The organism is Pseudoalteromonas sp. BZK2 (assembly GCF_014349195.1).
Classification (GTDB): Bacteria; Pseudomonadota; Gammaproteobacteria; order Enterobacterales; family Alteromonadaceae; genus Pseudoalteromonas; species Pseudoalteromonas simplex.
Genome location: NZ_JACSOG010000013.1, coordinates 1 through 12,489, shown reverse-complemented (window position 1 = coordinate 12,489; position 12,489 = coordinate 1). Strand labels below are relative to the sequence as shown.

13 protein-coding genes are annotated in these 12,489 nt (G+C 41.8%); 1 reads left to right on the top strand and 12 read right to left on the bottom strand.

Annotated elements, in window-relative coordinates:
- The 12 genes from flgK to BIZ38_RS09550 all read right to left on the bottom strand — a co-directional run bounded on the left by flgK (nucleotide 1) and on the right by BIZ38_RS09550 (nucleotide 11,614).
- Entirely contained in the window at nucleotides 1–2,016 is a 2,016-nt protein-coding gene (flgK, locus tag BIZ38_RS09605) for a flagellar hook-associated protein FlgK (RefSeq protein ID WP_187490169.1), read from the bottom strand.
- Between the two features lie 13 nt (nucleotides 2,017–2,029).
- A complete protein-coding gene (gene flgJ / locus BIZ38_RS09600; RefSeq protein ID WP_187490168.1) occupies nucleotides 2,030–2,998 on the bottom strand; it encodes a flagellar assembly peptidoglycan hydrolase FlgJ in 969 nt (322 codons plus the stop codon).
- Between the two features lie 194 nt (nucleotides 2,999–3,192).
- The gene (locus tag BIZ38_RS09595) at nucleotides 3,193–4,287 is read right to left on the bottom strand and encodes a flagellar basal body P-ring protein FlgI (protein WP_054553304.1); all 1,095 of its coding nucleotides are present in this window, start codon (nucleotides 4,285–4,287) and stop codon (nucleotides 3,193–3,195) included.
- Nucleotides 4,288–4,299: 12 nt separating this feature from the next.
- A complete protein-coding gene (gene flgH / locus BIZ38_RS09590; RefSeq protein WP_054553305.1) occupies nucleotides 4,300–4,983 on the bottom strand; it encodes a flagellar basal body L-ring protein FlgH in 684 nt (227 codons plus the stop codon).
- A 15-nt stretch (nucleotides 4,984–4,998) separates the two neighbouring features.
- Complete coding sequence (gene flgG, locus BIZ38_RS09585; protein WP_054553306.1) at nucleotides 4,999–5,787, bottom strand: flagellar basal-body rod protein FlgG; 789 nt, start codon at nucleotides 5,785–5,787, stop codon at nucleotides 4,999–5,001.
- A gap of 21 nt (nucleotides 5,788–5,808) precedes the next feature.
- Nucleotides 5,809–6,573: a flagellar basal body rod protein FlgF gene (locus BIZ38_RS09580; RefSeq protein WP_054553307.1), complete on the bottom strand. Its 765-nt coding sequence runs from the start codon at nucleotides 6,571–6,573 to the stop codon at nucleotides 5,809–5,811.
- A gap of 160 nt (nucleotides 6,574–6,733) precedes the next feature.
- Nucleotides 6,734–8,101 (bottom strand): flagellar hook protein FlgE, encoded by a 1,368-nt coding sequence (gene flgE / locus BIZ38_RS09575; RefSeq protein WP_054553308.1) that lies wholly within the window; start codon nucleotides 8,099–8,101, stop codon nucleotides 6,734–6,736.
- 51 nt (nucleotides 8,102–8,152) lie between these two features.
- Nucleotides 8,153–8,836, bottom strand: coding sequence for a flagellar hook assembly protein FlgD (locus tag BIZ38_RS09570; protein WP_054553309.1), 684 nt, complete (start codon nucleotides 8,834–8,836; stop codon nucleotides 8,153–8,155).
- A 13-nt stretch (nucleotides 8,837–8,849) separates the two neighbouring features.
- Nucleotides 8,850–9,281 (bottom strand): flagellar basal body rod protein FlgC, encoded by a 432-nt coding sequence (flgC, locus tag BIZ38_RS09565; protein ID WP_036970207.1) that lies wholly within the window; start codon nucleotides 9,279–9,281, stop codon nucleotides 8,850–8,852.
- Nucleotides 9,282–9,283: 2 nt separating this feature from the next.
- The gene (gene flgB / locus BIZ38_RS09560; RefSeq protein ID WP_054553310.1) at nucleotides 9,284–9,694 is read right to left on the bottom strand and encodes a flagellar basal body rod protein FlgB; all 411 of its coding nucleotides are present in this window, start codon (nucleotides 9,692–9,694) and stop codon (nucleotides 9,284–9,286) included.
- A 135-nt stretch (nucleotides 9,695–9,829) separates the two neighbouring features.
- Nucleotides 9,830–10,660 carry a CheR family methyltransferase gene (locus BIZ38_RS09555; RefSeq protein ID WP_054553311.1) on the bottom strand — a complete coding sequence of 277 codons (831 nt, stop codon included), beginning with the start codon at nucleotides 10,658–10,660 and terminating at the stop codon, nucleotides 9,830–9,832.
- Between the two features lie 21 nt (nucleotides 10,661–10,681).
- Complete coding sequence (locus BIZ38_RS09550) at nucleotides 10,682–11,614, bottom strand: chemotaxis protein (protein ID WP_054553312.1); 933 nt, start codon at nucleotides 11,612–11,614, stop codon at nucleotides 10,682–10,684.
- Nucleotides 11,615–11,756: 142 nt separating this feature from the next.
- Between BIZ38_RS09550 and flgA the strand changes: the two genes are divergently transcribed.
- Nucleotides 11,757–12,461: a flagellar basal body P-ring formation chaperone FlgA gene (gene flgA / locus BIZ38_RS09545; protein WP_054553313.1), complete on the top strand. Its 705-nt coding sequence runs from the start codon at nucleotides 11,757–11,759 to the stop codon at nucleotides 12,459–12,461.
- The last annotated feature ends 28 nt before the right edge of the window (nucleotides 12,462–12,489 follow it).

The following is a 12,489-nucleotide window of genomic DNA, read 5'->3' as shown; positions in this document are numbered from 1 at the left end:
TTACCTCGCCGCACTTAATAAGGTGTCAAAAATAGTACGTGCTGTTGAAAGTACCTGTGCCGATGCTGCATAGGATTGCTGAAAGCGCAGTAAGTTTGCAGCTTCTTCATCAAGGTTTACACCTGATAGTGATTCATACCAAGCTTCAGACTGATCAGCTAGTGCTGTAAAAGCCGCACCATTGGTTTGAGCTTGACTGGTCACAACACCAATATCAGTGACAATGCCTGAATAGGCTTGATTAAACGTTTTATGATTATCAGCAGTACTACTTGCTTCAACATTTTGACGCACTAGCTCACCATTTTGTAAATCGGCCAATAGCAAACCATTACGGTTATCATCAAAACCACCAGTGTTAAACTCTACTGTGAAGGTGTCACCTGTTGCAGGTGATCCTTCAATGTTAAAGTCAAACCCATAGGTATCATAAGGCGCGCCAGCTTGGGCAAGAATATTTTCAGCAGGTGGTGTAATAGTAAAGGTCGATGTACCGTTCCCGTCCGTAATTTGATATTCGTTAGCATTCGCCGTTTTCACGAGTGTGATATCGCCATTCGCCAAGCTAGGAGGTGGCCCCACGGTAATACCCGTTGAGTTATCAATATCTGAAACTGTACCAGCAGAAATACTTGCATCACTGGTGTTATTAATATCAGTAGCAGTTCGAATAGGTGATGCTAACGCTAAATCTTCAGGGCGTTCAGTTGCAAGCTCGAGGGTCGTTGCAGCTTGTGAATTTAGCTTCACCATAAATTGGTCACCTGTATTCGCAGCACCCGATACATTAAGCTGTAAACCAAATGAGTCACTTCCTGCAGGTGTAATTGTTGAAGAATCAATGATCCCCCCCACGATATTTGCTGTAGCAGGACTACCTAGCGGCTCACCTTTATTATCAATAGGCTGGATTTCAACTGTTGAAGCACTCGTATAAGTTACAACAAAGTCACTAGCAGGCAATTCACTGCCGAGTCCCGGCTCAACCGTTGCCGTCATTGTTGATGTGCCCGTATTAGCTTGATAACCGAACGCATCAACCGTTGGAATAGCAAAAATATCACCACCAATTTCACCATTGGCGTCCATACCTAAGCTATTTTGTTGGTTAAAGGCATCGGCTAACGCTAAGCCCATTTGACCAAGTTGATTTTGCGCTGGCACTAAAATATCGTCACGAAATGCCAGTAAGCCACCAATTTTGCCTTTCAATTTACTTACATCAACATCAAGCGGCACGGCTTTGCCACCGTTTACATCAAGTTTTAATTCTTTAAAGTTCGGATCAGGGTCACCACTGAATGAAAACAGGTTAAATGTGCCGCTTTGCATGACAAGTGCTTGACCTGAGCCTAAATAAACTTGTTTTTCGCCGTTGTTGCCATCGAGTGTTTCAATATCAATCAGCTCAGATAAGTCACGAATTGCTTTATCACGTTCGTTATACAAACCACTCGACGATGACTCACGTTCAGTGCCATGAACAGATGCAATCTTGGTATTTAGTTCGCTGATGCTTTGAATTAAGTTATTTGCTTCATCAGAGAAGATTTCTAGCTGCTCATTTACCACGGCTTTTTGGTCAACCACAATGCTCGACAATCTGTCCATTTGATCAATTAAGTTTTGTGCATCCGTCATGACCAGTGAACGAGCAACTGTTGATGACGGTTGATTTAAGCTTTCTTGTACGTTGTTAAAAAACGAGTTGATACTGGTTGATAAGCTGTTTGACTCTTCAGAAAACAAGCTATCTACTCGGCTTGCTTCAGTTACAAACTGATCAAAGAATGCTTTATTTGAGGTATCTCTATTTAATTGCTTTTGTGCAAATTCATTCAGTAAGCGATACGTTTCACCACGACCGACTTGGTTATCGATCATGGTTGTGAACTCAGTACGCTCACGCACATAGCCCTCGGTATTAACGTTGGCGATGTTTTTACTGGTGGTTTGTAAAAGCTCAGAGTTAGCTCTTACACCGGCATTTGCTATGTCATATAAGCTAAATGACATGAGGGTCTACTCCTTAACGTACCAATGAAGCAGCGACGCTTTGAAGCTCAACGCGCTTCAATACCTGCTTAATTTTATCGGCATAATTTGGATCAGTTGCATATCCTGCTTTTTGTAACGAATCTAAAAAGGCTGCAGGCTCTGCGGTATTATTAAGTGCTTCTTGATAACGTGGATTTTCATTTAAGAAATCCACAAAGTCGTTCACACTGTCTTTAATCGATTGATAAGAGCGAAAACTTGCTTGCTTTTTAACTGGCACACCTTGTTCAAACTCAAGCGTGACTTTGCTTGCTTTATCACCTTGCCAGCTCCTATCCGATTTAATATTGAATAAGTTGTTACTACTTGTGCCATCAGCTTTACTGATGATGTGTTTACCCCAGCCCGTTTCAAGTGCTGCTTGAGCAACCATTACAGCAGGGTTTAAACCAATTTTCTCAGCCGCATTTTTAGCGTGCTCCCAAACAGAGCTAATGAAAGACTCAGCATCTTCAAAGCGGTTTTCTGTTTGCTCGTTCGCAGCGGTATCTGCAACAGCGTTTGGCTCAGCTTTAATCTTGTGACTGTCGCTTGTTGCACCGGTTGCGCGCTTATCACTGTCGAACTCAGCCGTCGTTATAAGCACAGAACCTGGAGTAAACTGTTTACCATCTGGCGAGAGTTGTTGAACGATTAAGTCAGCTAGGCCTAGCGAGCCGTTTGATGAAAGCTCAACCGATAACTGTTGGTCATGCATCTCTTCAAAAAACTTAACGCCGCTTGAATTAAATGGGCTATCCTTATCTTCAAACGCTTCATTTGCTTTACGCATGCTTTTCAGCAGCATTTGAGTGAAGATAGATTCAAATTGTGCCGCCGCTTTTTTCAGCGCCTCTTTTGACGCATCGCTAGAGGCATCACTTTTTAGAGCACTTTGACGTAGCGAGTCTAAGTTGCCTAAATCAAAAAAGTTTTGCTTGTCGAGATGATTAGTATCCATCAGCTTTTTGACACAATAGTTAATAATGAAAATTAAAATGCAAAAATTGCGCCAATAAAAAACTTTATAAATGAATGGCTAATAACTGATACAGGAATGGAGTAACTTCAGGGCCAAGATTTTGACTGATGTTTATATGCTGAACGATTTAAGAATCACTAAAACAAAAAACGCGCTCGACAGCGCGTTTTAATTTAAATGATAACCAGTTGCCCGTTTATCGCCCCCGCTTCTTTTAAAGCTTCAAGGATTGCCATTAAATCACCCGGTGCGGCCCCCACCTCATTGATTGCGCGTACGAGATCATCAAGATTAACACCTGGATTAAATACAAAAGCACGTGAATCATCTTCGTTCACATCAATAATACTTTGATTGGTAACGGTAGTTTCACCATCACTTAAAGCATTTGGCTGTGACACATTTTGCTGCTCAGCAATCGTAACCGTTAAACCACCATGAGTTATTGCCGCAGGCTGTAGCTTCACATTTTTGCCAATCACAATTGTACCTGTGCGGGAGTTAACAATAATTTTTGCTGCTGTGTCTGCAGGCTTAAACTCTAAGTTTTCAAGGGTAGATAAATACGCAACACGTTGAGATGCATCTCGCGGTGCTAACACTCGCACTGACGCTGCATCAATTGCCTGAGCACTGTCAGGCCCCACCAAATCATTAATCGTTTGCTCTAGGCGTTTTGCTGTTGTGAAATCTGGGCGATTTAAATTAAAGGTAATATAGTCACCTTGCATAAACGGGCTCTTAATAGCACGCTCTACAATGGCACCGTTTGGAATACGACCAACAGTGGGTGTATTAATAATTACACGGCTACCATCAGCCCCTTCCGCACCTAGACCACCAACAACTAAGCTGCCTTGTGCAATCGCATAGGTATTGCCATCAACCCCTTTTAAAAAGGTTTGTAATAAGGTACCACCACGTAAACTACCCGCACTACCAATAGACGAAACCGTAATATCAATGGTTTGACCCGGTTTTCTAAATGCCGGTAACTCTGCATGCACAGCCACAGCGGCAACATTTTTGATTTTAGGTTTTAAGCTATCTGGTAAGGTGATACCAAAACCATTTAACATGGCTTTAAAGCTTTGTTGAGTAAATCGGCTTTGTTCACCTGTGCCAGGCAAACCGACAACCAAACCATACCCCACTAATTGGTTAGAGCGTACGCCCTCAACCATAGATACATCTTTGACTCGCTCAGCCTGTGCAGAAAACTGCAGGCTAATTAAGCAAAGAGCGATGATGTATTTAAACCCATTCATGACTTTATTCCTCTAAAATGGGAAAAGCGAACTACTAAAGAAACGAGACAGCCAACCTGCACTTTGCGTTTCTTGAATTTGCCCTTTACCTGAGTATTGAATTCGCGCATTAGCAATACGATTGGAAGTTACCGTGTTATCTGCTTGCACATCTTCAGGACGAACTAAACCTTCTAGGCGAATAAATTCTTCACCAGTATTCAAAGTGAGCCATTTTTCACCACGAATAACCAAGTTCCCATTCGGTAAAACACGCATCACATTGACAGAAATATCACCAAATAAGCTATTTGATTGGTTAGACTTTGAATCGCCTTTAAACGATGCCCCTGAGCCAATACCAAACTGAATGCTGTCGCCACCAATGTTAACCGGGTTTCCGCCAAGCCCAATAACAGGGTCTAAACTAGCATCTGTTTCTTTGTCGGTTTCAGTTTTTGCCGCTTTAGTTGCTTGGGTAGACTCTTGCAATTTAACAGTGATGATATCGCCGGCGCGTAATGCCTTTTTATCTGAGTACAAGTCATTTGCCGAATAACTATCAAACAACGAACCTGTTGGTACCACTTGTTCAGTACTTGGTTCCGGATACATAGGCGCATAGTAAGGGTCATCCTGAACCACATGATGATTTTGCGTTGTCATACAACCACCCAGCATCAATGCTGCTGATGTGACTAAGATAATATTACGCATGCTGCCTCCTACCCATTAAAGTTGCTGATTGATGTAACTAAGCATTTCATCAACAGCTGAAATCACTTTTGAATTCATTTCATAAATTCGTTGCGTTTCAATCAAGTTAACAAGCTCTTCCGTTACATTCACGTTAGAGGTTTCAAGGGAACCTTGAACCACAGTGCCTAAACCATCGATACCAGGATTACCTTGCACAGGTGCGCCACTCACAGCGGTTTCTGTGTATAAGTTTTGCCCCATAGGCTCAAGACCCGATGGATTAATAAAATCACTAATGGTGAGCTGACCGATGACCACGTTCTCTGCTTGACCTGAAATACGCACTGATACTTCACCGTCTTGTGAAACAGTAATTGATTGTGCATCGTCTGGTACGTTCATTTCTGGCTGTAATGGAAAACCCGCGCCGGAAGTTACAATGCGACCATCTTCGTCAGTCGTGAATTGACCATTACGTGAATAGGCAATATTGCCATCTGGTAATTGCACTTCAAAAAAACCTGGGCCTGAGATCATCCAGTCCAATGAATTTTCAGTGGTAAGCATATTACCTTGTGAAAAGTTCTTTTGGTTAGCAACCACTTTGGCACCGGCACCAAGCATTAAGCCTGACGGCATTTCAGTGTCTTGCGATGAGCGGCCACCTGGCTGGTTAATGTTTTGATATAGTAAATCTTCAAATACGGCGCGGCTTTTTTTGTAGCCTACCGTGCTGGCATTCGCGAGATTATTTGAGATCACCGAAATATCGGTTTGCTGGGCGTCAAGCCCGGTTTTACTGATCCATAATGCAGGATTCATAACTCTACCCTCTCAGTCATCTTAAACAATGCGTAACAGCTGATCTTGACGCTCATCGAGCTCTTCGGCTGTTTTCATCAATTTAACTTGTAATTCAAATTGGCGTTGATTGCTGATCATATCGACCATTTCATGCACTGGGTTTACGTTCGACATTTCAAGCGTTCCCGACAATACTTTTACGTTAGGTGAAATGTCACAAAAGCCACAAAGGTCATTGACCAACATGTCTTCTTTTGGTCGAAATAAACCGTCATTGCCTTTTTCAAGCTGAGTGTTATCAGCCTCAATCACTTTTAAGCGATCAACCACTTCCAAAAAGTTAGCAGGCGCACCTTGCGGGCGAACCTGAATAGCGCCATCTTCACTAAACTCAACTTTTTCAATAGGCAATGGCAAAATGATTGGACCACCTTCGCCAATTACTTGACGGCCATGGCTGGTGATCAATGCGCCATCTGGAGTAATGTTTAATGTGCCAGTTTTGGTGTACGCCTCATTGCCGGATGCATCTTGTACGCTCAACCAACCACGGTCGCTCATCGCGATATCAAGCTCACGGCCAGTTTCAACAAAACCACCCGATTCCATATTAGATCCTGGGCGTTCTTGCATTGCAAACACCCTAGATGGCAGACCTTCACCAAAGGCTTGCATAGAGCGAGCTTGTGCAAAATCAGCTTTAAAGCCAGTGGTGTTAGCATTAGCAAGATTGTTGGCCTTGAGCTCAAGACCTCGCAAACTTTGCTTAGCACCCGACATGGCAATGTAGACCATTTTGTCCATAACATTGACTCACTAAAAATACGATAATTAGGAAATGCAATAAAAGTGCCAAAGTAAAATTGACGCTAAAATAGAAGAGAAAAATGAATAGTAAGAATGAAAAAAGGCTGCCAATAGAGGAAGCAGCCTTCGTGTCGGATTAAGCTTAGAACCGTTAAGATTAACGGATCTGTAGGATGTTTTGTTGTAGTGTTGAGTTAACCTCAAGCGCACGTGAATTTGCTTGGAAGTTACGCTGAGCACTAATTAAGTCAACAAGTTCATTGGTTAAGTTAACGTTTGATTGCTCAAGCGCTGATGAGTTAATTGAACCTAGAGTACCTGAACCTGGTTCACCCGCAATCGGCTCACCTGACGTTAAACTCTTCTTCCAAGATGTATCACCAACTTGTTGCAAGCCCTGTGAATTTGAGAAGCGTACCATAGCAACTTGACCTAGGAACGACGTATCTCCATTACTGTATGACGCAACAATTTTACCGTCAGAACCGATATCAATTCCTGATAGACGACCTACAGTCGCACCATCTTGCTCTAATGCTTTTACTTCAAAGTTACTTGCGTATTGAGTTGGAACTTTATTTGCTGTTGCCGCTTCATCACGCCAGTTAATAGTCACATCATCAGGGAAACTTGCACCATTCGAAAGTAAATCAGAAAGGCCTGTCGCAGCACCTAAACCACTCGGTAACGTTAATGGATTAAATGTTGTATCAGTATTCGCTGTACCATCTGTACTTTGTGGTAAGCCACTGGCATCAAACTGAAACGTTGATAATGGTGTATAAGGTGTTGTGGTTTGCTCAACACCTGTTGCATCAAATGGCTTTTCATCTAATGTAGCGTATACTTCCCACTCATTTTCATTACCAGTCACTGTAGAATCAGTTTTCACAAAGAAGAACTGTAGAATATGCGGTTCACCTAATGAGTCATACACCGTTGTCGATGTAGAGCTGTTATAAGTTGCACTTGTTTCTGGATCGAATGGTGTCACAGTTGGCGCAGAGGCACGTGAATCAAGGTTAAATGACGAATAGACATTCGTGGTTGCACGTGGTGAACCTGATGCATCTGGAATTTGTAGCGCAGAAGATGTACTTAAGCTTACAGAGGTTGTGTCACCGGTTGCTTCATCAACAGGGAAACCTTGTAAGTAATTACCGCTCGCATCCACAATAAAGTTATCTTTATTAAGTTTGAACGCACCAGCACGCGTGTAAGTAAAATCTTGTGCACCTAAGTCATTCGCCATTGCGAAATAACCTTCACCAGTAATTGCTAAATCAAGTGAGTTATTTGTGAAAGAGAGTGAACCTTGGTGGAATTGTTGTGCCACCATTGTTGTTCTTACACCGTCACCATTTTTTGTTTTACCAGAACTAAATACTGATGATGCGTATACATCAGCGAACTCTGCACGAGACTCTTTAAAGCCCGTAGTGTTAACGTTAGCAATATTATTTGCTGTTACGTCTAAATCTTTTTGTGCGGCTGCTAAGCCTGTTAATGCAATATTGAAGCTCATAACTCACCTCTAACCTATCTCTTAGCCTAAGCTAACCCAAACCTTTTATACTTATGCGATTTCAGCTATATCAGTTAGCCTAACCGCACCCTCTTTTGTATTTACGATAATGCCGCTTGCGCCATTAATATTGACACTTTCAATATTCTTAAAGGTCGCCATAGGCATACTGCTGTAGTCTCCATTTACAAAGCCTTCAGCACTGATGTCATACTCGCCTTCAGGGAGCACATTGCCATCGTTATCTTTACCATCCCACTCAAAACGCAGTGCGCCCGCAGACTGAGAACCTAATTCAATGGTTCGTACTAACTGACCTGAAGAATCTGTTATTCTTAGCGTTAAAGATTCAACGGCTGTCTCAGCAACCACCGACCCTTTAGCAAGGTTTTCACCGTCAAAGTCAATGGTGTCAGACTCTAATAACGCTTGCTTACCAACCAAAGTGGAAGCCTGTAACGCAGAATTTGATGTCATTGATGCAGTCAGTGAGTCAAACTTCTCGTTTAAGTTTGAAATACCTTCAGCCATAGTAAAGTTCGTCATCTGCGCGATCATTTGATCATTATCAGCAGGGTTACTCGGATCCTGGAACGACAACTGCTGTGTTAACAACGAAAAGAAATCTTCCTGAGAAAGTGTGTTGTTGTCTTCCTCAGTTGTTTGCGTATTGCTTTGATTCCAACGCAAGCTATCCATATAGGATGATGATGCAGAGCTGATGTCGTTACTCATAACTTATCCTCGATTACCGTTGTCCTAACAACAGTGTTTTACTTAACATTTGCTTAGCTGCATCAGCAACTTGCACATTTGTTTGGTAAGAGCGAGAGGCAGAAATCATATTTGCCATTTCTTCTACAACATTAACGTTAGGTTTGTAGATATAACCATTTTCATCCGCACTTGGGTGATTCGGGTTATATTCAATTTGTAGCGGCTTATCGCTCTCTACAATACCTAAAACTTTAACGCCTACAGAAGAGCCCTGAGGATTGCTTTGCGATGCTGACGCTTTGGTCAACTCTGCAGCAAAAACAGGATGGCGCGCTCGGTATGTCTGGTCTTGGCTAGAGCTAATCGTGTTTGCATTCGAAATATTACTCGCTGTGGTATTTAAGCGCACATTTTGTGCACTCATACCCGTGCCTGAAATATCAAAAACATTATATAAACTCATGATTAAGCTCCTTGACTACCGAGGGCTTTTTTAAGGCCTTTAATTTTACTACTCATAAATTGCAGGCTTGCCTGATACTCTAATGAGTTCTGTACATACAAGTTTCGTTCCACTTGTATATCTACAGAGTTACCATCGCCTGTATCTGCTTGATTTGGCGTACGAAACATTTCTGCACCGCCAACAAAACGACTGCCTCCGGCAATATGTTTAGCATCGGTTCTTACCATGCTATTGCCGCCTTGTTGGTTGCTTTTTGCCGCTTTTAATGCCGAGGCAAAATCAATGTCTTTCGCTTTATAGCCCGGCGTATCAGCATTAGCGATATTGGTCGCTAATAACTCAGCGCGTTGTGAACGGATCAACATTGCATGGGGGTGAACACCAAATGCTTTATCAAAACTGATAGCCATAACCATCTCCAAAAAATTGACTCTAGAGTGATTAATGCAAAAGCTAAGCCAATAATGAAGGGGATATTTTACTTACGTAAGATATTGAATAATAGATAAATTTAGCAACCTAAGAGCTAGGTTGCTAAGAAAGGTTTACTTTTTCTGGTAGATGATGCCTGGATTACAACGAACCATCTCAAAGCTATCACTTAAGCCCGCCATTGATTCTGACGCACCTAAAAAGAGGTAACCTTTAGGGTTTAGGGCTTGAGCAAATTGCGAGATAATTTTAGCTTTTACCTCTGGTGAGAAGTAAATGAGCACGTTACGGCAAAATATAATGTCAAACTTGCCCATTAAAGCGTATGAATCCAGTAAGTTAAGGTGTCTAAAGCTGACCATTTTACGTATAGGGTCAATGACTTGAGCCATTCCATTGCCGCTGTCTTTAAAGAACTTTTGACGGCGTTCCATCGACAAACCACGCGCAAGCGCTAGCGAGTCATACTCAGCGTTTTTGCACATATCAAGCATGGTATTAGAGATATCAGTGCCGATTATTTGCGCCCCCATCTTTAATACACCTGGGTTTTTTGACTGAAACTCGGCAACCGACATGGCAATTGAATACGGCTCTTGTCCTGATGAACTTGCCGCTGACCATATTTTTAATGGTCTACGCACATCTTTAAGCTCAGGAAATAATTTCGTTTTCAATAACTCAAACGGATACTGGTCACGAAACCAAAGCGTTTCATTGGTTGTCATTGCATCAACCACAGCGGCACGAAGCTGCCTCTCATGAGGACTCAGTGTTTTACTTACCAACTGCGATAAAGACTCGACATTAAAACGCGCCATAAGTGGAGCGAGACGGCTTTTAACTAAATAAAGTTTATTATCGCCAAGCACAATGCCGCATTGTTGCTCTAAAAAAGAGCGAAATTGATCGTATTCGCTTTGTTGTAAATGCTTATTTTCCAAAGTAATACCACCTATAAACTATTAATCACAATGAACCCATTTTTTTACAGCAGTCGCTAGTTCATCTGGGTTAAATTTAGCAATAAAATCGTCAGCTCCCACTTTCTCAATCATTGCTTGGTTGAATACACCACTTAAAGAAGTATGTAAGATCACATGCAAAGGTGATAATTTTGGATCGGCCTTTATCTCGGCGGTTAAGGTATAGCCATCCATTTCTGGCATTTCAACATCTGAAATTAATAAGCCAACTCGCTCAGTAATATCGTTCTGGCAATCAAGTTGAGCTATTTCTCTTAGTCTTAGTAAGGCCTCTTTGCCATTTTTAGCAAGCTCAGTTTGTACACCAAGTGGCTCAAGCGCTCGTTTTACTTGATTTCTCGCGACAGCAGAGTCATCAGCAATAAAGACGATTCTTTCACCTAAATCTTTCTGGAACTCACCTTCACCAACAACATCTGCGCTAACTTCAGTGTTCACTGGGCAGATTTCATTTAGGATCTTTTCAACATCCAAAATCTCAACCAGTTCGTTTTCTATTTCTGTGACTGCTGTTAGGTAAGAATAACGTCCAGCTCCCGAAGGTGGTGGCATTATTTTTTCCCAGTTCATATTTACGATACGTTCTACACCACCAACCAAAAACCCTTGTACTGAACGGTTGTATTCGGCAATGATGATAAAGCTGTCTTTTATGTTTTCAATTGCAGGACCACCGACAGCCATTGATAAGTCAATAACAGAAATAGTTTGTCCACGAATATGCGCAACACCGCGAATATAGGCATTTGATTTTGGCATGTTCGTAAGTGGCGGGCATTGCAAAACCTCTCTTACTTTAAACACGTTAATACCAAAGCGCTGACGCCCTCTGAGTTTGAATAATAGTAATTCAAGGCGGTTTTGCCCAACCAACTGAGTTCGCTGGTTAACTGAGTCTAAAATGCCTGCCATTTCAATCTCCTAAAGATAAACAATCAGAGCTGGAACAATAATTGCCTTCTTTGTGTTAAAGCTACATAAGGTTACGAAGCGTCTGTTTTTTGACGCAAAATATTTATACCTTGTTTTCAACAATAAGCATAGTCGAAACAATATGAGTTTGTTAAAAAAAAGCCGAAGATACAGTGTTTTTTATTTTCTTTCTAGCCTGTTGTTTGCAACACAACTACAAGCAGAAGTCTATAACAACGAGCAACTTCAACAGATCGCTGTTGATTTTGTGAGTGAACACATGCCTGACTTGAACACAACACCACAGATAAGCGCTTTGCCTCTGGATAGTCGCATTCCTGATAGGTTATGTGAGTCGCCATTAAACAAAGAGTTACCAACAGAGCCTCCTTTTAATCGGCAGGTCACGGTACAACTTAAGTGCCAAGACATAAATAGTTGGACCCAATACGTTCACGTTAGAATTATAGAACTTGAGCCAGTCGTTGTTGTTACAACGAGTCTTACTCGAGGTGAAGTTATTCGTGCCGAACATTTACGCCTAGAAATGAAACCTAAGCAATTTGTTAGAACGCAATACGTTCAAGATGAGTCTATACTTATTGGCAGTCGCAGTAAGCGAAATTTACGCGGTGGTACACCTATTGTTATGAGCCAAGTTTGCATGGTTTGCAAAGGCGATAACGTAACTATCTATGCTTCGTTACGGGGCTTAAGGATCAAAACCACCGGAATTGCGCTAGAAGATGGCACGTTAGACGAATTAGTACGTGTAAAAAATAAAAAATCAGGTAAAGTATTAAATGCGCGTGTGGATGGAGTCGAGTCTGTACAGGTAAATATTTAATTTTAACTATTTATGCTAAAGTATCCGC

Excerpts from the sequence above, each read along its gene's own strand:
- flgK (WP_187490169.1), bottom strand. The coding sequence starts at position 2,016 with ATGTCATTTAGCTTATATGACATAGCAAATGCCGGTGTAAGAGCTAAC.
- flgJ (WP_187490168.1), bottom strand. The coding sequence starts at position 2,998 with ATGGATACTAATCATCTCGACAAGCAAAACTTTTTTGATTTAGGCAAC.
- BIZ38_RS09595 (WP_054553304.1), bottom strand. The coding sequence starts at position 4,287 with ATGAATGGGTTTAAATACATCATCGCTCTTTGCTTAATTAGCCTGCAG.
- flgH (WP_054553305.1), bottom strand. The coding sequence starts at position 4,983 with ATGCGTAATATTATCTTAGTCACATCAGCAGCATTGATGCTGGGTGGT.
- flgG (WP_054553306.1), bottom strand. The coding sequence starts at position 5,787 with ATGAATCCTGCATTATGGATCAGTAAAACCGGGCTTGACGCCCAGCAA.
- BIZ38_RS09580 (WP_054553307.1), bottom strand. The coding sequence starts at position 6,573 with ATGGACAAAATGGTCTACATTGCCATGTCGGGTGCTAAGCAAAGTTTG.
- flgE (WP_054553308.1), bottom strand. The coding sequence starts at position 8,101 with ATGAGCTTCAATATTGCATTAACAGGCTTAGCAGCCGCACAAAAAGAT.
- BIZ38_RS09570 (WP_054553309.1), bottom strand. The coding sequence starts at position 8,836 with ATGAGTAACGACATCAGCTCTGCATCATCATCCTATATGGATAGCTTG.
- flgC (WP_036970207.1), bottom strand. The coding sequence starts at position 9,281 with ATGAGTTTATATAATGTTTTTGATATTTCAGGCACGGGTATGAGTGCA.
- flgB (WP_054553310.1), bottom strand. The coding sequence starts at position 9,694 with ATGGCTATCAGTTTTGATAAAGCATTTGGTGTTCACCCCCATGCAATG.
- BIZ38_RS09550 (WP_054553312.1), bottom strand. The coding sequence starts at position 11,614 with ATGGCAGGCATTTTAGACTCAGTTAACCAGCGAACTCAGTTGGTTGGG.
- flgA (WP_054553313.1), top strand. The coding sequence starts at position 11,757 with ATGAGTTTGTTAAAAAAAAGCCGAAGATACAGTGTTTTTTATTTTCTT.